At 51.2% G+C, this 24,836-nt stretch carries 17 protein-coding genes and 1 pseudogene; 12 read left to right on the plus strand and 6 right to left on the minus strand.

Features of this window, described 5'->3' with window-relative positions; genetic code table 11:
• Positions 1–119: 119 nt before the first annotated feature.
• Together ACO6VE_RS01695 and ACO6VE_RS01700 are read right to left on the minus strand one after the other, a co-directional pair.
• Positions 120–3,248 (minus strand): efflux RND transporter permease subunit, encoded by a 3,129-nt coding sequence (locus ACO6VE_RS01695; RefSeq protein ID WP_422449192.1) that lies wholly within the window; start codon positions 3,246–3,248, stop codon positions 120–122.
• A 1-nt stretch (position 3,249) separates the two neighbouring features.
• Positions 3,250–4,479: an efflux RND transporter periplasmic adaptor subunit gene (locus tag ACO6VE_RS01700; protein ID WP_422459398.1), complete on the minus strand. Its 1,230-nt coding sequence runs from the start codon at positions 4,477–4,479 to the stop codon at positions 3,250–3,252.
• A gap of 612 nt (positions 4,480–5,091) precedes the next feature.
• Here ACO6VE_RS01700 and ACO6VE_RS01705 point away from each other — a divergent pair.
• The 5 genes from ACO6VE_RS01705 (at position 5,092) to ACO6VE_RS01725 (ending at position 9,717) form a co-directional block, all read left to right on the plus strand.
• A complete protein-coding gene (locus ACO6VE_RS01705; protein WP_422449188.1) occupies positions 5,092–5,814 on the plus strand; it encodes a response regulator in 723 nt (240 codons plus the stop codon).
• Between the two features lie 11 nt (positions 5,815–5,825).
• Positions 5,826–7,217 carry an ATP-binding protein gene (locus tag ACO6VE_RS01710; protein WP_422449186.1) on the plus strand — a complete coding sequence of 464 codons (1,392 nt, stop codon included), beginning with the start codon at positions 5,826–5,828 and terminating at the stop codon, positions 7,215–7,217.
• Entirely contained in the window at positions 7,210–7,911 is a 702-nt protein-coding gene (gene nfi, locus ACO6VE_RS01715) for a deoxyribonuclease V (RefSeq protein WP_422449184.1), read from the plus strand. Before ACO6VE_RS01710 ends, nfi begins: the two co-directional genes overlap by 8 nt.
• Complete coding sequence (locus tag ACO6VE_RS01720) at positions 7,880–8,503, plus strand: hypothetical protein (protein WP_422449182.1); 624 nt, start codon at positions 7,880–7,882, stop codon at positions 8,501–8,503. Before nfi ends, ACO6VE_RS01720 begins: the two co-directional genes overlap by 32 nt.
• A 167-nt stretch (positions 8,504–8,670) precedes the next feature.
• Positions 8,671–9,717 carry an ankyrin repeat domain-containing protein gene (locus tag ACO6VE_RS01725; RefSeq protein WP_422459400.1) on the plus strand — a complete coding sequence of 349 codons (1,047 nt, stop codon included), beginning with the start codon at positions 8,671–8,673 and terminating at the stop codon, positions 9,715–9,717.
• Between the two features lie 15 nt (positions 9,718–9,732).
• On the opposite strand, the gene ACO6VE_RS01730 is transcribed toward ACO6VE_RS01725, so the two are convergent.
• Both ACO6VE_RS01730 and ACO6VE_RS01735 read right to left on the minus strand, forming a co-directional pair.
• Positions 9,733–10,437 (minus strand): hypothetical protein, encoded by a 705-nt coding sequence (locus tag ACO6VE_RS01730; protein ID WP_422459402.1) that lies wholly within the window; start codon positions 10,435–10,437, stop codon positions 9,733–9,735.
• Between the two features lie 117 nt (positions 10,438–10,554).
• Entirely contained in the window at positions 10,555–13,374 is a 2,820-nt protein-coding gene (locus ACO6VE_RS01735; RefSeq protein ID WP_422449177.1) for a hypothetical protein, read from the minus strand.
• Between the two features lie 346 nt (positions 13,375–13,720).
• Between ACO6VE_RS01735 and ACO6VE_RS01740 the strand changes: the two genes are divergently transcribed.
• The 7 genes and pseudogenes from ACO6VE_RS01740 (at position 13,721) to ACO6VE_RS01770 (ending at position 22,965) form a co-directional block, all read left to right on the plus strand.
• On the plus strand, positions 13,721–14,710 hold the full coding sequence (locus ACO6VE_RS01740) for an ankyrin repeat domain-containing protein (protein ID WP_422459404.1): 990 nt from the start codon (positions 13,721–13,723) through the stop codon (positions 14,708–14,710).
• 192 nt (positions 14,711–14,902) lie between these two features.
• Positions 14,903–16,543: a hypothetical protein gene (locus ACO6VE_RS01745; RefSeq protein WP_422449173.1), complete on the plus strand. Its 1,641-nt coding sequence runs from the start codon at positions 14,903–14,905 to the stop codon at positions 16,541–16,543.
• Between the two features lie 17 nt (positions 16,544–16,560).
• A complete protein-coding gene (locus tag ACO6VE_RS01750) occupies positions 16,561–17,778 on the plus strand; it encodes a hypothetical protein (protein WP_422459406.1) in 1,218 nt (405 codons plus the stop codon).
• A complete protein-coding gene (locus ACO6VE_RS01755) occupies positions 17,756–18,022 on the plus strand; it encodes a hypothetical protein (RefSeq protein WP_422459408.1) in 267 nt (88 codons plus the stop codon). Before ACO6VE_RS01750 ends, ACO6VE_RS01755 begins: the two co-directional genes overlap by 23 nt.
• 463 nt (positions 18,023–18,485) lie before the next feature.
• Positions 18,486–18,686: pseudogene (locus ACO6VE_RS01760) on the plus strand (RING finger domain-containing protein); the annotation flags it as partial.
• An 18-nt stretch (positions 18,687–18,704) separates the two neighbouring features.
• A complete protein-coding gene (locus ACO6VE_RS01765) occupies positions 18,705–20,270 on the plus strand; it encodes an ankyrin repeat domain-containing protein (protein WP_422459439.1) in 1,566 nt (521 codons plus the stop codon).
• Positions 20,271–20,403: 133 nt separating this feature from the next.
• Positions 20,404–22,965, plus strand: coding sequence for an ankyrin repeat domain-containing protein (locus tag ACO6VE_RS01770; RefSeq protein ID WP_422449167.1), 2,562 nt, complete (start codon positions 20,404–20,406; stop codon positions 22,963–22,965).
• A 21-nt stretch (positions 22,966–22,986) separates the two neighbouring features.
• On the opposite strand, the gene sctU is transcribed toward ACO6VE_RS01770, so the two are convergent.
• The gene (sctU, locus tag ACO6VE_RS01775) at positions 22,987–24,048 is read right to left on the minus strand and encodes a type III secretion system export apparatus subunit SctU (RefSeq protein WP_101748638.1); all 1,062 of its coding nucleotides are present in this window, start codon (positions 24,046–24,048) and stop codon (positions 22,987–22,989) included.
• Positions 24,045–24,836 carry a type III secretion system export apparatus subunit SctT gene (sctT, locus tag ACO6VE_RS01780; RefSeq protein WP_101748639.1) on the minus strand — a complete coding sequence of 264 codons (792 nt, stop codon included), beginning with the start codon at positions 24,834–24,836 and terminating at the stop codon, positions 24,045–24,047. The genes sctU and sctT overlap by 4 nt, the downstream gene beginning before the upstream one ends.

The raw sequence follows: 24,836 nt of genomic DNA on the forward strand, positions 1-24,836 counted from the left end.
CCGGAGTTTCCGGTCTTCGACAGGCTCAGGACGAACGGTATGGGTAACCGTTGAACACTGTGCCAATCACCCTTCGATTCCCGGTGAACGGAGATTGTACACAGCATCTTCTGGTTCAATTAACTATTTGCCTTGTCAGGATCAAAATGCTCACGCACCCTTTGCAACAGTAAATAAAACACTGGAATCAGCAGAGTGCCAAAGATAGTGGCCGCCAACATACCGGAGCTCACCGTGATACCGATGATCTGTCGGCTGGCGGCACCAGCGCCAGTGGCAAGCACCAGCGGCATTACCCCGAGAATAAAAGACAGTGCAGTCATCAGTACAGCACGGAAGCGCAGGCCAGCGGCATTAATGGCTGAGTCAAAAATACTGTTGCCTTCCCGACGTTGAACCATGGCAAATTCCACGATCAGAATCGCCGTTTTTGCCGCGATACCAATTAACAGCACCATCCCGATCTGGGCATAGATGTCATTGGCCAGCACCGGATTCCACTGTCGCATGATATTGATTCCCACAAAGGCACCAAAGGTAGCAATAGGCACGGCACTGATGATGGCCAGTGGCATGGTCCAGCTTTCGTATTGGGCGACCAGGAACAGGTAGGCAAACAGGAAGCACAGCGCAAACAGGATGGGTGCCAGGTTTCCTGCTTCGATTTCCTGTAAAGACTGACCTGACCAGGAATAGGTATACCCCTGGGGAAGGTTCTCAGCCAGTCGGGCCATTGCCGCAATGGCGTCACCGGAGCTGTAACCCGGAGCAGCCTGACCACTGATGCTGGCGGATTGATACAGGTTGTAATGACCGATACTGCTGGGGCCCAGCACGGGTTTCAGGGAAGCAACCGTGGTCAATGGCACCATTTGTCCCTGACTGTTACGGACATAGAACTTGCTGAGGTCAGCCGGTCCGGCCCGGTCAGCACTTTCAGCCTGCAGGTTGACCTGATAGTTCTGGCCAAACAGGGTGAAGTTATTCACGTACAGAGAGCCCAGCTGGGTTTGCAGCGTCATGAAAATCTCGGATAACGATACATCCTGGGCCTTGGCTTTCTGACGATCCACTTCCAGCAGGTATTGCGGCACATTGGCCTGCCAGGTTGAGAACACCCGGGCGAGTTCCGGCTGCTGGTTGGCCTGGTAAATCAGGCCATTCATGACCTGGCTTAGCTCTTGGGGTGAGCGTCCCATGGTGTCTTGCAGCCGGAAGTCAAAGCCACCGGATGACCCAAGACCCGGAATGGGTGGGAAGGCAAAAGCCATGACCTGTGCTTCTTGCAGCGACCACAATTTAGCCTGGGTTCTTTGCAAAATGGCATCCTGATGCAGCTCAGGGCTCTGTCTCTCTGACCAGTCATCCAGTACGACAATGGCCATGGCCGCATTACTGCTGGCACCGCTGAAGATACTAAAGCCGGAAATGGTGATAACGCTATCCACCCCTTTTTCAGAGCGAATCTGGTCGGTGATGCCCCCCATTAATTCCTGGGTGCGATTCAGTGAAGCCGCATCCGGTAGCTGAATGTTGACCGCAAAGAAGCCCTGGTCTTCACCGGGGACGAAGCCGCCGGGTGTGGTGGTAAACATAAAGCCGGTACTGCCCAGCATCACCGCCAGAAGACCAACACCCAGAATGGAACGGCGCAGTAAAAGTTTTACCCAGCCCTGGTAACCCCCGGTCAATTTGTGAATCAGGGTGTCTACCGGCTTCAGCCAGACAATCTGGTCAAGACTGCCTTTTTTCAGTAACACTGAGCACAGTGCGGGGCTTAAGGTGAGCGCGTTGACCGAGGAGATCAGTACCGCGACAGAAATGGTCACGGCAAACTGGGTATAGAGGCCTCCGGTAATGCCCGGCATAAATGCCACGGGTACAAAAACCGCCAGCAGTACCATGGTGGTGGCAACAATGGGGCCGGATACCTCTTTCATCGCCTGGCGGGTGGCCTCTTTCGGTGCCATGCCTTCTTTGGTGATCAGTCGTTCAACGTTTTCAATCACGACAATGGCATCGTCTACCACCACACCGATGGCCAGCACCAGGCCAAACAGGCTGATGGTATTGATGGAGAACCCCAGTACCTGCATGACCGCAAAGGTACCAATCAACGACACCGGGATAGCGATGGCGGGAATTAGCGTTGCGCGCCAGTTCTGAAGGAACAGGAAGACCACCAGGATAACCAGAAGTACGGCTTCAAACAGTGTTTTGACCACCTCATTGATGGACTCGGAGATAAACTCTGTGGTGTCAAACTTGATGGTATAGTCCATGCCTGCGGGGAAGTTCTTCTTCAGCTCTTCCATCCGGGCTTTTACGCCTTTGGCCACGTCCATGGCATTGGCATCCGGTTGCTGGTAAACAACCAGGAATGCCGTGGGTTGTTTGTTCAGCCGTGCATCACCCTCATAGTTCTGGGAACCAAGTTCCACTTTGGCAATATCTTTAATGCGGACAAAAGAGCCATCCGGGTTTGCCCGGATAATGATATTGCCAAAAGCGTCAGGGGATTCCAGCTGTTCCCGGGTACGAATCGTATAGGTAAATTGTTGATCCGGCTGATTGGGGGATTGTCCCAGTTGTCCGGCGGGAACAATGGCATTCTGCTCATTAATGGCATGACTGACGTCGGAAGTGGTGACACCCAGTGCCGCCATCCGGCTGGGGTTCAGCCAGACGCGCATACTGTAGGTCATGGCACCCATCACCTGGGCCTGCGCTACGCCATTGATACGGGTCATTGGGTCTAACAGGTAGTTACTGGCGTAGTTGCTCAGGTAGACCTGATCAAACTTGCCGGATTCCGACACCAGGTTAACCCCGAGCAGCATATTGGACGACTGTTTTCGTACATTGATGCCCAGTCGGCGCACCTGTTCAGGCAAACCCGGTTCGGCAGCGGCGACCCGGTTTTGCACGTTGACCATGGCGATGTCCTGGTCGGTGCCGGAATCAAAGGTGACGGTGATGGACACACTGCCATTATTGTAGGCTTTGGAGTCCATATAAATCATCCCTTCAACCCCGTTAACCTGCTCTTCAATGGGGCGCATAACCGCAGACTCCAGGGTTTCTGCATCGGCACCCGGGTAGGTGGCGTTGATGGTTACCTGGGGCGGCGTGATTTCCGGGAACATACTCACTGGCAGTGTTGTCAGCGAGATCAGACCGACCATGGTGATCACAATCGAGATGACGAATGCGAACTTGGGCCGGTTAATAAAAAACTGGCTGATCATCTCAGATATCCTGCTCCTGTGGCTTGGCGGAAGCGGGTGATGAAAGCGTACCGGTGGTTGGGTCTACATTAACCAGGGTTGGCGATACTGTGCCGCCCGGGCGCACTTTCTGCAGGCCCTGAACGATAATCTGTTCACCTTGCTTAAGGCCTGAGGTTACGGCCCACATGGCATTGATACGACGACCGACTTCCACCTGTCGGGTTTCAACGACATTTTCCGGCGTGACAACCAGGACAAAATAGCCGGACTGATCCTGCTGAACTGCGGCCTGGGGAATCAGGGGCATGGGCATTTTCTGATGGCTTTCTGCCTGCAGCGTGACGTAGAGGCCCGGCAGAATAATACCCTGTGGGTTCGGGAAGGTGGCTCGCAGGGTCAGGGTACCCATGGTTTCATCGATCTGGGTGTCGGCAAAACTGAAGGTGCCTGGCTGGTCGTATTCAGTGCCATTGGGCAGTCTGAGAGAGAGTTTGAACCTGCCTTTTTCTTCGACCTCAACGCTGGCTTCCTGCGCCGTTCTGGCTCCGGGGTGTTCGGCCAGATGGCTGATCAGCTGTCGTTCATCCACCTGAAAGGTAACATAGATTGGATCCATGCTGGTCAGCGTAGCCAGAGGCTGGCTGGTGGGACCCACCAGATTGCCAACACTGTAGGTTGATTTGCCAATTTCCCCTTTGAAGGGTGCGGAAATTTGCGTGTAGCCAAGATTCAGCCGGGCTGTTTCTAGACTGGCTTCTGCTGCTTCCACTGCGGCCACCGCCTGGGCTTCCGAGCTGGTTTTATTATCGTAGTCAGCCTGACTGATCGCTCCCCGTTTTACCAGATCCCGGCTACGCTCAAGGTTTTTCCGGGCGTTAATAAGGGAAGCCTTGCTGCTTGCCAGCTGGGCCTCGGCACCTTTGAGGGCGGCCTCAAATGGTGCCCGGTCAATTTCGTAAAGCAGCTGGCCCTGTTCAACCATACCGCCTTCCGTAAAGTTTCTTTTGACCAGAAAGCCTTCTACACGAGCACGGATGTCTACCTCATTGATCGCTTCTGAACGGCCAATGTATTCATAATAGTCGCCTACTTCCTGATCGATTACACTGAAAACCGATACACCGGGTGGCGGCATTTGATGTTGCGGCTGCTGCTCCTCCGAGCAACCGGCCAGAAGGAAAATAGAGGTGGCTAAAGCGCCTATCGGAAGCCATTTTCCGAGTTTACGATCAGTGATGTTAGCGATCATTGATAGCTCCGTACTGTTTGCATTCAGCAAAATACCTGCCACTTATTTGTCTTTGCAAACGTCATAACCTGTTAGGGGAAGAAGGTATTGGCGGTCTTAAGTATTAACCTGTATGACTTCAGGGGAAGGGAGTGTGCCTTTGGCTTTATATAGGGAAATGCCCCGTGCAAAGCGCCGAACACTATACAGGGTTATGTACTGTGACGGATAGTACGAGGTTCATCCATCCAGAGCTATGTGGAAAACCACTATTGGCGAATCCTTTACTGTTTAAAATGGAATAAGTCAGGGCTTTACACTGCTTTTACCGGATCTATTGACCCGATTGAGATGCAAGTCAATACACTGAATTCGAGATTCAGAAACAGTGATCAAAGTCGTCACTGTTTGGGGCTGATGTGTTGTCTTGCCGCTGTTTCACTAAGCATTGATGTTTGATGAATGATATGATGTCCCGCGCTTTTGGCAAGCCTCTTTATTAAATCAATGAGCAGAGGCAGCCAGAAAACCCGGGCGGGGGGGAGACTGGCCATACCATCAGTTACTTTACGAGCTGTACCTTTAACCCCGCTTTCCCCCAAGGCGGGGTATTTTTTTTATGGAGCACATGCTATGAGTCACTCTATAAGTACAGGCAAAACCAGTGCCAGGCTGTTGCTGATTGATGATGATATCGAGCTCTGTGAATTGCTGGTGGAATATCTGGCCACAGAAGGGTTTACGGTCTCTGCGGTTCATGATGGTGAAGCCGGGGTTGATGCCGCTCTGTCCGGGATGCATGACCTGGTGCTGCTGGATGTCACTTTGCCGAAGCTGAACGGTTTTGATGCCCTGAAGCAGATACGCCAGCAATCGGACATCCCGGTTCTGATGCTGACTGCCCGTGGCGATGATGTGGATCGGATTATCGGTCTGGAAATTGGCGCGGATGATTATTTGCCCAAGCCTTACAACCACCGTGAACTGGTGGCCAGAATCAAGGCTATTCTGCGCCGTGGTCGCACACCATTGATTCCGGAAGGGACCAGCCGAACCCTGCAGATTGATGATATTGCCCTGAATCTGGCCAACCGTGAGGCCGCCATTGCCGGTGAACCACTGGAGTTGACCGCCACTGAATTTCTGGTGCTGAAAACGCTGATTGAAAAGGCCGGTGAACTGATTTCCCGGGATGACCTGACCCAGATCGCCCTTAACCGTAAGTTGACACTGTATGATCGGGCCATTGATATGCATGTGAGTAATGTGCGCAAAAAGATTGGTACCCGGCCTGACGGCAATCCAAGGATAAAAACCGTGCGTGGATCTGGTTACTTTTATATTCTTCCGGGCTGATGGGGTTGCCAGTGCGAGTTAAAATCCCCGGGCTGGTGGTCTGGCCATGGCACAGTGTCTTCTGGAAGATTTTTCTGTGGTTCTGGCTGACCATGATTGCCATGCTGGTGACGCTGTTTCTGGCCTTTGCCATCACCGTGGACCCATCGGACTTTCTGTCCGAGCGGCGGGCGCTGTTTCGTGAGCTGGAAATAGCGGCCCGCAAAATGGAGCTGCTTTCCCGTACTTCCGTGCACTTACCCATTCCCCGGTTCCCCGGCAGTGGTTACTACCTGTTCGATACTGAGGGCAATATTCTGGGCAGTGCGTCGATCTCTGAAGAGTTGATTTCTGCCTACAATAAAACCCGGAACCTCAGCGATCCGACCATTACCTTTCGCCGAGGGGTGGTGGTGGTCGGCCCACAGCGAATTACCCTGAATGATGCCCCCTACGAACTGTACCTCACCAAGGAGATGCCAATGCTGGTGCACTGGCGGGTGCAGCAGGTTATTGCACGTCAGTGGCATCTTATTATTCTGGCGTTGGGTGTCAGCTTCTTTCTCTGTGTGGTTCTGGCCCGCTACCTGGTGGGGCCGATTCGGAACTTGCAGCGGGCCTCCAGAAAGCTGGCCCGTGGCAACCTGAGTGCCCGGGTGGGCGGCAAGGTTGCCAGACGCCGGGATGAACTGGGTGAGTTGGCCAGGGATTTTGACCACATGGCGGAGCAGGTCGGGTCTCTGGTGTTCAGTAAAGAACGGTTGTTGCGGGATGTCTCCCATGAGTTAAGGTCGCCGTTAACCCGGTTGCAGATCTCTCTGGCGCTGGCCAGACGGAAAACGCCGGATGCCGAGGCAGAGCACGCACGCATCGAACGGGAGATAGAACGCCTGGATCAGTTGATCGGGCAGATCATCCACTTTTCCCGTATTCAGCATAATATGGCCAATATGACCTGCGAGAAACTGGCTCTCGAAGGTATGCTGAAAAAGCTGGTGGACGATGGTAACTTTGAAGCCCAGGCCCGTGACAAGGCCGTGGTATTGAAAGAGACCGCTAAAATTGAGCTGGTGGTTGTGCGAGAGTTTCTTTCCAGTGCGGTGGAAAACATCATCAGGAATGCGATCCGTTTCACTCCGGAAGGTTCGGAAGTTGAGGTGCGACTGTTTCGGGAAAATGATGTGGCACTGATTCGTATTCGTGATTATGGGCCGGGGGTGCCTGAAGAGACCCTTGACGATCTGTTTGAACCCTTCTTCCGGGTGGATGAAACCCGGGGTAAGGAAAATGATGGAACGGGTCTTGGCATGGCGATCGCCAGTACTGCAGTATCACAACATAACGGCTCCATTGCTGCCCGCAATGCCCACCCGGGTCTTGAAGTGACCCTTCGTCTTCCGTTAAGGAATGGGTTGAGTGTCTGACTTTGCTGACCTTCGCTGGGACTTGTCCTATGCCGAAGCCATATCCATGCAAACGACACTGGCCAGTCAGGTGATCCAACAGGATGACCTGCCTGAAATTACCCGTGTTGCCGGTGTTGATGTGGGCTTTGAGGATAACGGGCGGGTAACCCGTGCCGCCGTTGCGGTTCTGGCTTTTCCCACTCTGGAGCTGCTGGATTACACCATTGCCAAAGTGCCGACCCGGATGCCCTATATCCCCGGGTTGCTGTCGTTCAGGGAATGCCCGGCGATTCTGGCAGCGCTTGGCCAGTTGCGGATAACGCCTGATCTGTTGCTGTGTGATGGTCAGGGAGTTGCCCATCCACGGCGCTTTGGCGTTGCCTGTCACGTTGGTGTGCTCACCGGGCTGCCCGCCATTGGGGTTGCCAAGAGCCGACTATGTGGAAACAGTGATACCCTGCCAGAGCAGAAAGGGGCCAGGGTTGAACTGCGGGATAATAATGAAGTGATTGGCAGTGTGCTGCGCACCCGAAGCGCAACCCGCCCACTGTACATCAGTATTGGCCATAGAATATCGTTGAACACGGCGGTGCATTATGTTGAATCATGTCTTACCCGCTTCCGGTTGCCGGAAACCACTCGTTGGGCAGATGCACTGGCTTCCAACCGGGGACAGGCGGTTGCCAGGGCCAACCAGATTCTGGCTCGCTAACGTTTTCTGCGCTCTGGCAGTTATTCTCCTGGGGGGCTGTGCAGGAAATGACCGGGAGGTTTACAGCCAGCAGCAGTTTCAGCAGCTGGTAGATAAAGGCTTTCTGTCACCACAGATTCGCAATCTGGATATGCTGCCGATGATGACGGTGCAGCTCTATCTGGACACGCCGCAAATTTTTCTTCAGGGGGATGGCAAGCCCCTGATGTTCCATATCGATGGCAAGGTGGATGCGGATATCTTTGGGGGGATGGTCACGGAAAAACTGCCGGTGCAAATTACCGGCTTCACCCAGCTGAGATATTCCAGGGAAGATGAGGCCATTTATTTTACTGAGATAGCGTTTATGGAGGCTCAGATCGACCTGGAAGTGGCATTGTTCAAAACCATGATCGTGGACAGCTTTCAGAAGGCATTGCTCAAAGAGCTGGCCGGGATGCCATTAATCTCGTTGGTCAAAACCCCGGAACTGGCGGCCACCATCGAATCACTTGCCAGACATAATGCTGATGGGCAGATTCAATTTGATATCCGCGAAGGCAGCCTGGTGATTGAACCGGTTCCGGGCCACAGTGATCGTTCTTCTGGCTAAAGTTTGTTCTGGCAGTCATCACTTTTCCCGGGAGCCTGTTGACGTTTTGTTACTCAGCTCGCAACTAAACGTCAACAGTTCCAATATACAGTTTTCATGCAAATGGTGTATCAGATCAATGCGTAAGCCCTATATTTTAATGATGTCCCTGATGAAGAGCAGACATCATGAACAGTATCAGCAATACGCCAGCTCTCAGGATTGAAACACCGGCAAGCCAATCTCCCCTCTCCGGCACTGTTGACCAGGCCAGCAAACAACAAGATACCAGTCCCCATTACCAGACACCGACCGGACATGGGAAACGTAAAATTACGGTTCGGGACAAGCTGGACCTGGTCATGGCTGTCAGATCCGGACGCCGCAATGAAGTTGAACGGCTACTGCATAAAGGCGTGAACATTCGCAAAGAATGCTATTTGAAATATCAGGATTCCCCGTTGAAAACGGCTGTGAACCATCGTCGTATCAAGATTCTGGAATTGCTGCTGGAGCATGGGGCAAACCCTGACGATCATGCCGTTGGTGTCAAAACGCCGTTGAACTCTATCCTTCAAGAAAAGCCTATCAGTATTAAGGTCATGAAGGTATTGCTAAAACACGGTGCGAATCCTGACGCCAAGACCAAGGGACGCTACACCCCGTTGTTTTGGGCTGTCTACCATAGGCATATCAATGCCGTAAAGCTACTTCTGCAGCATGGGGCCGACACTAATAGCAGAAGCTCGGGCTACGAAACGCCACTATACAAAGCGGTGAGATTGGGGGATATCAAGATCGCGAAGCTGTTGCTGGAGTCCGGTGCGGACGTTAATGGCAAGTCAACCGGCTTGACCACCCCTCTGGCTATTGCGGTGCACACCGGAGGTTTAAGGAGTGTGAACTTGCTGTTGGATTATCATGCGGATGTTAATAGCGTCGATGGCGACAGGATAGCTCCCCTTGAGTTAGCTGCCTGGAAAAAGCGGGTTGATATTGCCTTTGAACTGCTCAGGTGTGGCGCTCGTGCGGATAAAAAGCTGACCAGAAATTTGGTCAGGAAGGTTATCCGTAAATATAAGATAAACCCGAAAACCACACCGCTGTCGCTCAAAGGTGCCAGCTTACGTGCCATTGGGAAACATCTCAATGGACGTGATCCGAGAGTTTTGCCTTTGCCCGAGGCCACACGGAAGGAATTGCGATTACAGAGACGAGGAACAATATTTCCGTGAATCTCGTCTTCCGGGTTAACTCGAAGGCTTGAAGTAACCCATCATAATATTGAAAGTATCCATGACCGGATAGAGCGGGTAGAACGTGCGCGGGCTGGCAAAGTTTCGGGTCAGGTCATATTTAAAGTCGCTGAGAATAAAGTCAGGAACCTCCGGAACCCATTGGTTTCCCGCTTTCCTGAAGGTGAACACTTCGCTTCTGGTCTGATAGCCGGAGTATGACTCCGGGAAGATAGTTAGTACGGTTACAATCTCTCCATCATCATCTGCCCGCATACGAAACCTGGGGGGCACATTAATTTCGTAGGCCCGGGAAATACCCACATTAAATTTTGATTTGGAAATAATTCGCACATAAAAATCCTGTGGACTCAGTTCATTGGCTTTTGCCCGTCCTTCAGGAAAAATAATTTGAAACAAATGACTTGAGTGATAGCGTTGCACCTGATGCTTTAACAGTTTTAATGCGTCTTCAGCAAAGAAACTGGCGAATTCGTCAAAGTCAAACGTGTTCAGGTTTCGAACCATCTCAAGAACAGTAGATTTAAGCGCTTCTTTATCTGCTTCAGATAGTGACGAATCCCCGTGCGGTTTTGGTGAAGTTATTTCTGCAAGGACCGGTTTGCTTTTGTCGTTGGTTTCTGCCCCACCAAGGCATGACTGGACGGTTACGAAAACGGCAATCATGCCAATAAGACATAATTGAATGACTCTGGACACTTGAACCTCCTGACAAACCAATATGGACATAAGATAGCCAGTAATTCCGGTTTCTGCAGGTAGAGATATGATTGCCAGAAAATATTATGGAAATGCAGATATCTGTAGCCATTGGTTTTAATCAGGGCTATCAGGACGTTGTTGCTCCGGTTCCTGGTCTGTGCTCGCCATGGGGTTATTGACCGTTGTCATATCCGTCATCTCTATCATCACCGGTTCGTCATGGTCATCGGATTCATACCCGGTCAGCACATGGTTCACAGGGCTGTCAGGGCTTTGCGGTTCAGGCTCCGGTTCTTTGCCTGCGCTTGCCATGGAGTTAGTGGCTTTTGTCATATCTGTCAGCTCCATCATCACTGGTTGGTCATGGCCGCAGTATTGATGCTCGGTCAGTACATGGTACACAGGGCTGTCAGGACTTTTCGGGTCAGGTTCTTCTTCAGCGTTCGTCGCAATAGAGCTTCTGCCCCCTGTCCCCATGTTCTCCTGAATGGCTGACAACGATTGATAATGGCTTTCGGGAGAAGTTGACAGCCGTCTCATGTCCCCTTGCCTGACTAACAATGGTTGATAATGGTTCCAGGGAAGAACAGGCAGCGGTCTTGAGTTTGCCTGACTGACTGACAACAGTTGCGGTTGGTGATGGTTCCGGGGGGGAGTAGATAGCTCTCTCTCAACCCGGGGCATATCGGGGGACTCCGGTATGGGTTCCTCACGGTTACGGTCAGCATTAGTCGATGATCTTTGGCGGAAATAGCGGTAGACGCACACACCGGTAACACCGGTCAGGATAAAAATTACGGTGCCCAGAGCGACGCCCAGGGTGATATAAGTTATGACAGTAGTACTTAGAGACTCCGCTAGCGGTGATGGTGTGGCAAATTTGGTAGCGCCCGGGCTGGCAAAGGTCATGTCGGATGCCGTGGCCACAGTTGTTTGGGGCTTTGTAATTGTGGCAGAACCCGTATCGGAAAAGGTCATGTTGGTGCTCGATACCCTGGCCCCCGTCTCTGTGATTAAGGGCGTTAGCAGGGCATTAGTACTGTTTAATGTGGTAAGACTGTAATTAGCGGCCTGACAATTCTGTGTTACCAGGCGGGGGTCAATACCTGCACAGAATTTATGATCCAGCCAGTCACGACACTCAGGGTCATTGTCCTGTTGCTCACCATTAATGCGGACATTACAAATAACAGAATCATCTCCTGCATTTTTATTCACAGAGGCATCTTTACCTGCACTGTTAAAGGTGCTGTTAACCACCACAGTGTTGGCGATATTTTTTGGATTAACGTTAAGTCCTACGAGAATACCGACACCGGCCCGTTTTGTGCCAATATGACAGTTCACTGCGGTCGTTTTGGTGACAGTCCCTGCATTTGCGCCTCCCGCACCAATACCGGCATATGCATGTTTGCCAGAGGTTTCCACCCGGCAGTTGATTGCCGTCGTGTCGGAAACATCGCTGTCTTCATGATGTCCCACCCCGATACCGGCATATGCAACGCCTGTGGCGGTTGTCACGTTGCAGTTCACGGCTGTCGTGTGTCTAACAGTACCTTTATTATTCGACGTTCCCGCCCCAATCCCGGCATCTGCATTATCATTGGCGGTTGCGACTGTACAGTTTACTGCTGTCGTGTCGGTAACCGTTCCTTGCTCAAGATATCCCACCCCAATACCCGCATCTGCACGTCTTCTCAATGTTTTAACATGGCAGTTCACCGCAATTGTGTTGGTAACCATTCCTTCCTCCGAATATCCCGCACCAATACCAGCACTTGCGTACTTTCCTGCTGTTTCCACATGACATTTTAACGCAGCTGTGTTGATAACAGCGCCTTTAAACTGATATCCCGCACCAATACCGGAGTGTGACTTGGCTCCGGAACTTTTTACCGTGCAATTCACTGCAGTCGTATTGGTCACAGTTCCTCCACCATTAATCTTGCCAACGCCAATAGCTGCGGGTGCATCGTTAGTGGTGATGTCAGCACCTTCAACCTGAATATTGCTGATCGTGGCATTACCTGACATTTCACAGGCTGCTACCCCGGCTGGATCGTTTGACCGTATACTGGTACCACTAAAGCCCAGGCGATCAATACGACCGCTCTCGGCCAACTCTCCTACCAGGCAGTGCGAGAGGCTGCGGATCATATGACCACCGCCGTCCAACTCGCCGGTAAATGGATGGGTTTTATTGCCAATGGGCTGAGTCAGCTGGCTACCGTCAATATCCTTAATCAGCCGATATTTTTTACTGCATGAATATTTCTCTGTATGGCAGACCTTGCCCAGAGTTTCGGCATCCGCCACTTCAACCGGGGTGTCAGGGCCGGATGCTGTTGACGCGCCTGCCAAGGAAAGGCTGGCCAGAGCGCCCAGTGCCAGAGGCATGTTTGGCAGCTGGCCTGCCCGGAGTGTCGTGGTCACGGGGTTATCGGGCTGTGGTCGTGGGTTCCGGGGGGCTTTTCCGGTTTTTTCTTTAGCGTTTTCCGGCGTATTCTCTCTTTGCGTGTCAGGTTCGGGTAGCAAACCGGCACGGGCTGTGAACGCGTTAAACTGATCCCTGGCAAACCGGGCAGCAACCGAAAGGTTGGCAAGATTGCTCAGCAGACTAATGATTTCTGAGGGCAGGCCGGTATAGCCAGATATTGCCCGTCCTGCCAGTGCGGTGTACTGCAGGAAATTACTGGCCTGGCCATCAAGGCCCTGAGGATCCATGTCGGCAGCAGGGCTTACGAAGCCTGGTACCGGTGGGCTGGAATTGGATAGATCAGAGAAAGGGTTCAACGACTGGAGAAGTGCAATACCCCCGGATTGGATGGTCACACCCAGCCCTCTCCATCGACCCTCCGGTTCTGTGGGCGGGGTTGCCACAGTTTGCGGGTCGATGGCAGTGCTTGTTGGGGGGACGTGCGATTGCCGTATCAAATCAGTACCTTATAACAAAGTTGTTTGCAGTGATATCAATTCACTGTCGTTACAGAGCAAACATCTATCTATAGGAATAGAACAGATAACTATAGGAATAGAACAGATAAGTCAGTGACGTTTAAGTAGTTAACCAAATGAAATCCTATTTTCTGAATAAGTGGACAGCCACTCCCGGCAACTGCTCCTGCGTTGTTCCTTGCATAGTAACTGCCCACTTAGCCAGAAACATACGATTCCATTTGGCCAACTACTTGATTTGTCTTTGTCGTGTAACCATTGCCGATTTCTAAACCGTTAATGGGGAGGAGATAATAGCCAGTGTAATAGTCATGGTAAGAACGGTTTGAATTACATCGACCTTTTTTTACTAAGAAAAGGCAGTTCTGTCCCTTTGCCTCCGCCAGGCTGTCAAGTCCCAGAATTATTTTCAAGAACTTTTACGTTGTTAATGTTGTCGAAAAATTGTAGCACGAAACAAACGCTGGCCAACTCAGAGTATTCAAGCATGATCAATCATCACTTGGCTGTCCGGCCAGATTTCCCCCAGTCTCTACCAGAAACCTCTGAAACATTGCCAACTGAGGCTTCGGTTAATTCTCTGTTGAGTACTCAGCAGTACCACCAGTTTGCCGGTAGCAGTTTGAGAGAGCGAAACGTTGAATGCTCAGATCATTCGGAATCAGTAAAACGTGATGCTTCGAGAGATACAAGTGACACAGGGCCGATAATTTGGTGGTATCGATATCCTGAGGATCCATTCGAGGAGAGAGACGATATCTACAGATGGATTGCCAATGGGTCGAATGACAAAATTGTTGAACTGATAGATCAGGGGTTTAACCTGAACCAGCGCGATAGCTGCGATGAGCCACCGTTATTTTATGCTCTGAATTTCGGTTCTCTGGAAACAGTTTTGCTGTTACTGAAACATGGGGCGGACCCGAATTTATTCCGTGTTCGTCCCAGTTTTACATCCATGGGCAGTGGTGACTATAGTTTACGGGAGACCGACAAATTATCACGGTTGGTACTGCTGCTCAGTTATGGTGCCAAACTATTGGATGATAACAAAGCTTTCGGTGACATGTTTGAAGATAACCGGGTTTTCCGGCTTGCTGTCTATTACTTCTGGGGAAAATATTGTGAGGATCATGCTGGTCCCATACCCGAACCAAAATCGGTTGAAGAACTGAATCAGTTGGTTTTTAAGCTACCTGTTCTGCAAATCATGGCATATATTTCGTTGTTTAATGACGAACACGGGATCTTGCGCCGACCATCAGGCAACCTGCCCGCTAATTTACAGGAGTTTTTTGATTTTATTGGTGCCTGACTGTTGGCAGTGATATGGCATGGAGATTAACATTCAGGAATCTCCAGGGGTGGCCTGAACCTTCTCAGATGGGGGGGCAGAGTCATTAGACCACTTCATAAATAATGGTTCATGCCTCTTTTTTCTGAACTTTTTCATGTTTTTTAAATCTACATCGCCTTAATTGATCTGCTATTCAGAAGGCGAAATATTTTGGAATTTGGTGTTACAGCTAGAGTAATAGACTACCTGCGTCTGCCCGGTGATCATGTGCAGGATGCAAAACCAGCAGCAGTTTCTCTTCTTCGGGTGCGCTCAACAGATAATCTTCGTGGGGGAGAAGAAACCTGTAAAAAGTTGTTAGGCAGCAGATATTCCAGAGTTAAAAATGCCTACCCGGAAAGACGGGTTGCCAGGGAAGATTGCGCAGATGATTGTAAAGTCGAACCGCCACAATACCTTAGTGAAAAAGAATGTTTTACCTTGTCCCGATTGATCTGTGAGCGGTTAAGCAGTGAAGAAATTTTGGCAACAGGGAATGAAACATTTCTGAATTTCATAGATCAGGCTTTGCTTGATCTCAACTATCTTGATTCCTGGGTGGAGAAATTAATAGCGAACAAGAAAAAATTACCAAAACTGTTAGTCCGCTCATTCATTGGTAATATGATTGCGTGCCGATCATCTTATGCAATACTGGTCAGGGATTTGCTTACCTGTAAAAACTACTTTGAAAATAAAGTGTATGAGCAGGCAGGGCCGAAGGTCAGTGAGGGTTCAACACCCGATAAATATACTTCAAAGCAAGATGAGAGATGTTGTGTAGTTTATAAGCTGGCTTCAAGCTGGTCATATTTATTAAAGTACATGAGTCAATGCAATGAGGTAATGCCTGCCCCATCGTCAATCAGTGGTTTGGATTTACCGGATATGACGCACCCCTTTGATTTGAGAGAGCCCACACTGGGCTCCATCGCTGAGTTGAAAAGGAGACTGTCACAACTGAAGGGCTGCTGGCAGAAGCTTAACCAATGGTTATTGGCGTCACCAGCCAGGCTTTTTGTGAAAAAAGAGGACCACACTCACCATGTTATGTTGCGGGTTGATAGTCAATTTATTCCGGGAACGCTGGACTTGCAGGAATTAGTAGCCGGGGAAAAAACTGGCAGTGACCGGCGGGCAAAAGCGACAGAAAGTGCCCGGTGGCTGGTGCCTGAAAAGGTTTGGAGCTTTTCAGAGAAGGTTCCTTTAGCCGACGTTGCAGGCCAGGGTAGCCAAAGTGATTACGGTAATAAACCATTCGTTAATATAGAGCGTCCAGCAGCGTGCAGCTCAACCGGTAATACGAAATATGGTGTAGCATTAAAGTCCGCAGACTATCATTTGTATCAGCCGGTCATGAAGAAGCTGATGACTGACATTTGTGGAAGGAACATAAAAAGATTGAGCAGCTTGCAAGACAGGGTGCATTTTTTCCGGGATGACAGCAATGTTGAGCCACTGACAACGAATGAAAAAAAACTGCTGAAAGAGTTTGCTGAAGTGCTGGAGACTTCACGGATATGGTGGATAACTGAATCACCATCAGTGAGAAGTATTTTTGACCAGATTTTTCTGGCAGAAAAACATAAAAGCCCGCTGACAAAGGGCATGATGAGTGTGGTGACTAAATTGAAATCCCATGTCAAGCTGGGGCGTAGTCTTAGTAGTAATAAAGTTCTTGATAAACGACAGAAAGAATTTTTATCAGTGAGGCAGTTTTCACTGGGGGAGCGTGATTTAGGCCTGAAAACGTCTGAGCTGCCAAAGATAACGTTCACTCCTGGCAGTCCTGAACGTAAACCAAAAGTTTAATTATCCGGTGTTTACTTATGACTTATCCCACTTGGTCACCATTACCATCCACTTCACAACCTGTTGTCACAGCCGATCAATTACCGTTGTCGCCAGATCAGCAAGCCGCCTCTGCTGAAGTAGCCAGCTTTGACGCACGGCACGCTACCCTTGCATTATCTGAGCGTCTGCAATTGCAGCGGCAGGGGTATTCTGACCAGGATATCTGCGCCGCAGAAAAAACATTGCAGCAACGGTCAACCGAACCACTGACGGTAGATCGCATTCTTCAGGAGCTGACAGACAGACGTGTTGATATAACCAGCACACTGAACAGCCTTGATGCGGCAGTCGACAACACTCCCGGCACTAATGCCAAGCTCCGTCTGGCAGGTCAGGTTATGAATTTCGCCCAGTCACTTAAAAAACGTGTGGATTGCGAATTTAACCAACATTTCTCCGCTGCGTGGCCAGACCGGCAAAAAGTGGCTGAGATGGTCAGCCAGTGGCCAGAGTCGCTGAAGGAGTCAGCAATCTATATTCGCTATGGGTGGCCAGTTTTGAAAGTTGGCAGAGGTGTTGATATTTTGTGTGATTTCAGGTCTGCCATGCAGGTTTGCAACAGTCCTGACGATCAATACGATGGTCTTCATCCACAGGTTCACCCTGATCTTTGGGCATGTTTTGATCCCGGGGATTTCAAGGATTATTCTGATGATGACTTTCGACGTGCTTTCAAAGAGAGTGCCCCAAAGTATCAGGCCCTGATTAGAAATCTGCCGGCAGATTTTCCGGTAATCAGTCGCAACGCGTACCTGGATTATCCGGTCTTTTTCCGTCTGGTGAGGGAAATCTGGCTTGACGCAATACATACTCGCAATACCGGAACCATGGAGAGAATCAGTCATTTGATGGTGTCATTTACAGATCACATAAACCGCAACAGCCATCGCTTCGGCAGTTACAACAACCACATAAAAGCACTGGATGACCAGTTATCGTGTAGCTATTCAATGAAATATGAAGAGTTGTCCGTTTTATTATTTCTGCTGGCAACGCACCCCCGTAGATGGAATGAAAACTATAGTTCTGTTTCCCGGCGGTTGATCCATTATGCTTTATCTGATCAGGAAAGTAAGCATGAAGACATGCCCTGTTACATGGGGAGCAGATCTGACACAGCAACTGAGTATCTGCTATTGGGTAGAGTCAAAGTTGATTCCGGATACCATCATGACCAAGCGTTTTCTGAGTGATATTGTGCAGTATATTGATAAGGATAACCGTAGATTCGGTTCACGCAATCTCTCGGATCAAGTTTACTGGACAGAGAGTGGCAGGCCGGGAAGGTACTTTGATAAAGAAACGCATCAGCTGCTGTCACCCATCATCGCATCGGACCCGCAAACATTATATCCGATGGAGGAAACCAGACAGGTGCTCACTGATTTCTACAGTGGCATTATCGGGACGTCCGGTGCTACTCCAGCAAATGGTTGAAAAGCACACCAGCTTTAAGTAGCTAACCATATGAAATCGAATATTTCTGACTCCTTGTGCTGGCACTCTGCTTCGTTACAACTCCGGTCACATAGCTACGGCTATGCTCCCTCCGTTGTGCCTCGCATAGTACCAGCCCAAGTAGCCAGAAATATTCGATTCCATATGGCCAGCTACTTAATGCCTGACTCTTCACTGAATATTTTCACCACGTTCAGAAGGGCCAATCGTCTGTTCAGATGATAAACGGCATCGGATTAATAATCTGGAAAATAACAGCTTGAATCTTACCGTGACAGATCAACGTCGTTTGTTTCTGATCATTCCGGTCATTAAATTTATAATATTTTCGTCGTAAAAAAGCTCTCGGAATTTTTCTTTACCAGCAACAGCTATTTATATTGAATTATTGTTTATTCTTTTTCCCCAGGCTTTTTCCACCATTTACCAATACGGCTGTTTTATGAATCCCGTTGGCTGTTACTCTTATCCTGTATCTACTGATACTTCAGGGTCATTCAGTGATGATGAGTGTTCCATTTGCAAAGAGGATTTCCATGGCCGTAGTGTGGTACCCGTTATCGTCAAAACCAAATGCGGGCACAGGTTTGATCTGGACTGTATTTCGAGATGGCTCGGTTCCGGATTCGGGCAAGGGACCTGTTGCATTTGTCGCCAGGCAGTGTTACCGCTGGTACGGGAGGCCGGTGCCTGTGTTTATGAGGACTCACCCTTCTGCGAAGCCCTTCCACTGCAAGCCTGTCGTAATGGTGATGTCGAGAAATTAGCCGCGCTTTTGAGGCTGGATCCCGGCATTGCCCGGAAAACGTTCAGGTCTGCTATTACAGGGCGGCCAGTTGATCTAATGATCGTCGCTGCCCAGAACAATAACGCCGCCTGCCTGAAAGCCCTGATGGCTGCGGGGGCGGATCCCAACACGGTCCGGTCTGCGGATGGTGCCACCCCTCTGTTAATCGCTGCCCAGGATAATGACACCGCCTGCCTGCAAGCCCTGATGGCTGGGGGGGCGGATATCAACGCCACCTTGGCTTCGGGTGCCACAGCACTGTTCATCGCTGCCTGTCACAATAGCATCGCTTGCCTGCGCCTCCTGATCACTGCCGGGGCGAAACTCAATGCCGCTCAGGGTCCGGAGGGTGCCACCCCGCTGTACATTGCTGCCCAGAAAAATAACATCGCCTGCCTGCAAGCCCTGATCACTGATGGGGCGGATCTCAATGCTGCCCTGAATACAGGTGTTACCCCGCTGTTCATCGCTGCCCAGAAGAATCACATCGCCTGCCTGCGAGCCCTGATTACTGCCGGGGCAGAGCTTGATGTCGCCAGAACTTCAGATGGTATCACCCCGTTGTTGATTGCTGCCCAGCAGAATAGCATCGCCTGCCTGAGAGCCCTGATCACCGCAGGGGCAAAGCTCAATGCCGCCATGACTTCGGGTGCCACCTCGCTATTCACCGCTGCCCAGCATAATTACATCGCCTGCCTGCAAGCCCTGATCGATGCCGGGGCCGATCTCAACGCCGCCCGGGCTTCGAATACCACACCGCTGTTTATCGCTGCCGAGAACAATCACATCACCTGCCTGCAAGCCCTGATCCTTGCCGGGGCGGATCTCAATGCCGCCCGGACTTCGGGGGCCACCCCACTGTTCATCGCTGTCCAGAAAAATAGCATCGCCTGTCTGCAAGCCCTGATCACTGCCGGGGCAGATTTCAACGCCGCCCTGAATTCGGGCACCACCCCGCTGTTCATTGCTGCCCAGGACAATCACATCGCCTGCCTGAAAGCCCTGATCACTGCCGGGGCGAAGCTGAACACCGCCCGAAATACCGATGGTGCTACCCCGCTGTACATTGCTGCCCAGCACAATAACGTCAACTGCCTGCTAGTCCTGCTCATTGCCGGGGCAGATCCCAACATTGCCTGCACGGATGATGGGGCGACCCCACTTTACATCGCGGCCCAGGACAATAACATCACCTGCCTGCAAGCCCTGATCTCAGGAGGGGCGGATCCCAACATTGCCTGCACGGATGATGGGAGTACTCCGCTGATGGTCGCTGCCGAGGCCAATCACATCGCCTGCCTGCAAGCCCTGATTGCGGCAGGGGCAGATCTCAACGCCCGGACTACGGATGGTGCCACTGCGCTCTCCATCGCTGCCGAAAACAATAATATCGCCTGCCTGCAAGCCCTGAGCGCAGCCCTGGCCAGGAAGGAAGACTGAGAGTAGGCTCCCGGAGGCAGCATCAAGCCAGCCTGTGTTCCCAACGCCTTTAAACAGTTGTTATTGCATTGAATTTTTTTGTTTATTGTTCATCTAACCCTGTCACTGATTAACACATGCGGGTGTTTGCTCTATGGATGTCACTCCCGATTATTCATCCTCCGTTCCCATGGAGGTCTCCGGGTCGTCGGATGAGGTTTCTGGTGCCAATGGACATGGGGCTTTTCATGGCCGTGACGCAGTACCCGTGTTCGTAAATACCCGGTGCGGGCACCGCTTTGACCTGGATCGTGTTTCCAGGGATTTTGCCAGAGAACTGGTCGGGACACGTAAGTGCGCGGCTTGTCAGAAGAATCCGATGCCTCTGGTGAATGAGCATACCGGTGAATATTACCGGGACGAACACTTCCCTGATCCGATATTTTTTTACGCCTGTATTCGTGGGGATCAGCCTTTGATTCGTTCCCGGTTGCTCCAGGGGGTTAATGTTAATGTCCCTATGGAGCATGACTTAACCGCCCTGATATGGGCATCCCAGAACGGGTGCCTTGAGGTCGCAAGGCTGCTGATCGACAGCGGTGCTGACGTCGATGCCGTTACGGACAAAGGCATCACAGCCCTGATGTCAGCATCCCTGATCGGAAGCCGGGAGATCGCCAACCTGCTGATCAACAACGGCGCTGACATCAATGCCGTTACCAACAAAGGCACCACTGCCCTGATGCTGGCAGCCGGCAGGGGGCACCGGGAGATCATCGTACTGCTGATGGACAGGGGAGCTGAGCTCAATGTCTGCCGGAGCAATGCCGACAATCTCAATGGCTGGACAGCCCTGATGTCGGCATCCGATAACGGGCACGTGGAGGCTGCCAGGCTAATGATCAATAGGGGGGCTAAGGTTAATGTCGTTATGGAAAATGGCTCCACAGCCCTGATGTTGGCATCCGGAAACGGGCATTGCGAGACCGCTGAGTTGCTGATCGACAATGGTTCCGAGGTCAATGCCGTTATGGATGATGGCTCAACAGCCCTGAAGCTGGCAGCCAATAACGGGTACAGTAAGGTTGCCAGGCTGCTGATCGGCAACGGCGCAGACGTCAATGCCTGTGCAGACAATGGCTTGACTGTCCTGATGTCGGCATCCCTGTACGGCAAGCCTGATGTCGCTGAACTGCTGATTGACCACGATGCTGAGGTCAATGCTGTCAGTGAAGATGGCTTGACTGCCCTGATGTTGGCATCCCGGTATGGGCATCTGGAGATTGCCCGGCTGCTGATCGGCAGGTTCGCTGATGTTAAAGCCAGGATGGATGATGGTACCAATGCCGTGATATTTGCAGCCAGGAACCGACATTGGGAGATCGTTAAACTGCTGGTCAACAGCGGTGCTGAGGTCAACGACAGTACGGACAATGGCTTGACTGTCCTGATGTCGGCATCCTGGTGCGGACAGTGGGAGGTCGCCGCGCTGCTGATCCACAAAGGTGCAGATGTCAGTGCCAGGGTGGATAATGGCTTGACTGCTCTGATGTCGGCATCCCAGAGTGGACACAGGGATGTCGCCGTGCTGTTGATTGGCAGCGGTGCTGATGTCAATGCCACTATGACAGATGGTTCCACTGCTTTGATGTTGGCAGCGGAGAGCGGGTGGAGTGAGGTCGCGGAGTTGTTGATCGAAAGTGGCGCTGAGGTCGATGCCGTAACTGACAATGGCTTGACTGCCCTGATGTCGGCATCGGAGAACGGGCAGCGGGAGGTCGCCAGGCTGTTGATTGTCAGGGGAGCTGAGGTTAATGCCAGTATGACTGATGGCATCAATGCCTTGATGTTGGCAGCCATGAAAGGGCAGTTGGGCACCACAGAACTGCTGATCAGCAGGGGTGCCGAAGTCAACGCCAGTAACGACGATGACTTAACAGCCCTGATGATTGCGGCCCGGAGCGGCTTCAGTGACATTGTCTGGTTGCTGATCGACAAGGGCGCGTCTGTCAATGTCTGTATGCCCGACGGTTTCACTTCTCTGATGTTGGCATCCCGGAATGGGCATCTGGAGGTTGCCCGGCTGCTGATTGCTAACAACTCTGAAATCGATGTTGCCATGGATGATGGTTCCACTGCCCTGATGTTTGCCTGCGAGAAAGGACACCGGGAGGTTGCCAGGTTGCTGATTGACCGGGGCGCTGACGTCAATGTCGTTATGGACACTGGCCTCACTGCCCTGATGTTTGCATCTCAGAATGGACACGTGGAGATTGTCAGGCTGTTGATCGACAGGGGGGCTGAGGTCGATGTTGTGTTAAAAAATGGTACCACCGCCCTTATGTTGGCGTCCCTGCACGGGCGGCGTGAGGTCGTCGAGCTGCTGATCGACATCGGCACTGAGGTCAATGTTGCCAGGAACGATGGTTTTACTGCCTTGATGTCGGCATGCGAGAGAGGCTATCGGGATGTTGCCGGGCTGTTGATCGACAGTGACGCCAAGGTCAATGTCCGCATGGGAAATGGTGCCACTGCCCTGATGTTTGCATCCCGGAATGGACACGTGGAGACTGTCAGGCTGTTGCTCGACAAGGGCGCTGAGCTCAATGCCAGTACCGACAATGGCGTCACTGCCCTGATTTTGGCAGCACAGAACAGGCAGCGGGAGGTTGTCGAACTGCTGATCAAAGTCTTGATACGGGAGGGGATAGGATAAAATACGATTTCATTCGGTCAGCTACTCGCCGGGCGACTCACCCTCATTTTCCTGCTCTTTAATTTCCTGTACCCAGCGGAATACTTCGGCAACGGGCTCAATCAGCTCGCCGGGAATAAAATCGGCAATGTTTAAATGAAACAGGGCATGCGCCAGTGGTACGTTTTCAAGAACAGGGATGCCTTCTTTTTCAGCAATTTTGATAATAAACCGGGCATGACCACCACGACCTTTAACCGTGACAACAGGCAGTGGCGTCTTACCCTGGCGGTACTGCAAACCAATGGCCAGATGGGTTGGATTTTTAATAACAACGTCTGATTTGCCGGTGTTTTCTGCCTGGTTGAGTATTTCCTGATGAATTTCCTTCCGCTTGCCTTTGATTTCCGGGCTACCTTCACTCTCTTTATGTTCCCGTTTGACCTCATCCTTGCTCATCCGGTTCTGCTTCATAAAGTTGTAGCGCTCAAACATATAGTCGAGAATGGCAATAATCACGAAAGCAACCATGGCGTAGAGCAGCAGCTTTTTTATCAGATGGGCAGCGACCGGTAATATGCATGAAGTGCCGCAATAGGGCATGTCAACCATATCGCCCACACTGCTGTAAATGACGTAATACACAACAAATGACAGAAACAGGATTTTGATCACCGACTTGAAAAACTCCATAAGGTTTTTCATGGCGAAAATCTTTTTCAACCCGCCAACCGGGCTGATTTTTCCAATATCCGGTTTAATACCTTCAGGCGCAAACAGCAGGCCAAATTGCATGACGTTGCCGATAATGGCAGAAAACATGGAGACGGCGACCAGGGGAATCAGCAGGTCCATGGTTAAACTGAGAATACCGTGGGTAACGATTTTGAAAGAGACTTCAAAGGGTTCGTTGTAGCTCAACGTGGGAAACACCACCATCTGCTTGATCTTGTCAATAAAGGTGTCACTCATGTACCAGAGCGTTGCCAGTACCGCGATAAGGTTAAAGGTGCCGGATACTTCTTTACTTTTGGCGACCTGGCCCTTTTGCCGTGCATCGCGGAGTTTTTTGGGGGTGGGCTGTTCGGTTTTTTCTGCACTCATTTCCAGATCACTCCCAATGATTCAAACATCTCAGGGATTCCCATCATGTGCTTTTGGGATAATTCCAGAATGGTTCCTATGTAAACCACCAGAATAGCAAGGGCAACACCGGATTTAATGGGCATGGCCAGGATGAACACGTTCAGCTGGGGAGCCGCCCGGCTGATCAGGGCAATGCCAAATTCGGTGATGAACATGCAGATGATGACCGGCGCGGAGAGCCACATGGACAGTTTGATAATCAGGTCAAACTGGCCAAGGAAAAACGTCACCGCTTCCTGATTGATCTTTGGGAAGTAGCTGAATACCGGCCAGACCTGGTAGGTGAGCATCATGCTTTCCAGCATCAATAGAAACAGCCCACTGGTCATGATCATGGCAATAAAGGCCTGGCTGAACAGGATGCCCATCGGGGAGGTTTCTGCGCCGGAAAACGGGTTGAGGGTACTGGCCATGGAAGCACCCCGCTGGTTATCAATAAAAAAACCGGCGGCTTCCATTGCCCAGAATGGGATCGCCAGGACGAAACCCATGATGGCACCGATAAAGACTTCTTTGATCACGATGCCACCGGTGTCGTAGATTGTCAGTGTTTCGTCGGGTTTGGTCTCAGACAGCATGGGGTGCATGAACAGCACCAGGCTCATGCAGATGCCGTTGCGAATCATGGACCCACCAAGGTTCCGCTTGTGCAGCATAGGCAGAACGGTAAACATGGCAACGATGCGAGGCATCCCCATTGACAGGATGTAAAACCACTCTTTCAGATCATCAATGGGCAGGATCAT

This window comes from Endozoicomonas sp. ALB115 (genome assembly GCF_049310245.1).
Lineage (GTDB): Bacteria > Pseudomonadota > Gammaproteobacteria > Pseudomonadales > Endozoicomonadaceae > Endozoicomonas.

What these genes read in the sequence shown, in the direction of transcription:
- ACO6VE_RS01700 (WP_422459398.1), bottom strand. Translation starts at nt 4,479, where the DNA reads ATGATCGCTAACATCACTGATCGTAAACTCGGAAAATGGCTTCCGATA.
- sctT (WP_101748639.1), bottom strand. Translation starts at nt 24,836, where the DNA reads ATGATCCTGCCCATTGATGATCTGAAAGAGTGGTTTTACATCCTGTCA.
- ACO6VE_RS01755 (WP_422459408.1), top strand. Translation starts at nt 17,756, where the DNA reads ATGACCAAGCGTTTTCTGAGTGATATTGTGCAGTATATTGATAAGGAT.
- ACO6VE_RS01770 (WP_422449167.1), top strand. Translation starts at nt 20,404, where the DNA reads ATGGATGTCACTCCCGATTATTCATCCTCCGTTCCCATGGAGGTCTCC.
- ACO6VE_RS01695 (WP_422449192.1), bottom strand. Translation starts at nt 3,248, where the DNA reads ATGATCAGCCAGTTTTTTATTAACCGGCCCAAGTTCGCATTCGTCATC.
- sctU (WP_101748638.1), bottom strand. Translation starts at nt 24,048, where the DNA reads ATGAGTGCAGAAAAAACCGAACAGCCCACCCCCAAAAAACTCCGCGAT.
- ACO6VE_RS01725 (WP_422459400.1), top strand. Translation starts at nt 8,671, where the DNA reads ATGAACAGTATCAGCAATACGCCAGCTCTCAGGATTGAAACACCGGCA.
- ACO6VE_RS01705 (WP_422449188.1), top strand. Translation starts at nt 5,092, where the DNA reads ATGAGTCACTCTATAAGTACAGGCAAAACCAGTGCCAGGCTGTTGCTG.
- ACO6VE_RS01750 (WP_422459406.1), top strand. Translation starts at nt 16,561, where the DNA reads ATGACTTATCCCACTTGGTCACCATTACCATCCACTTCACAACCTGTT.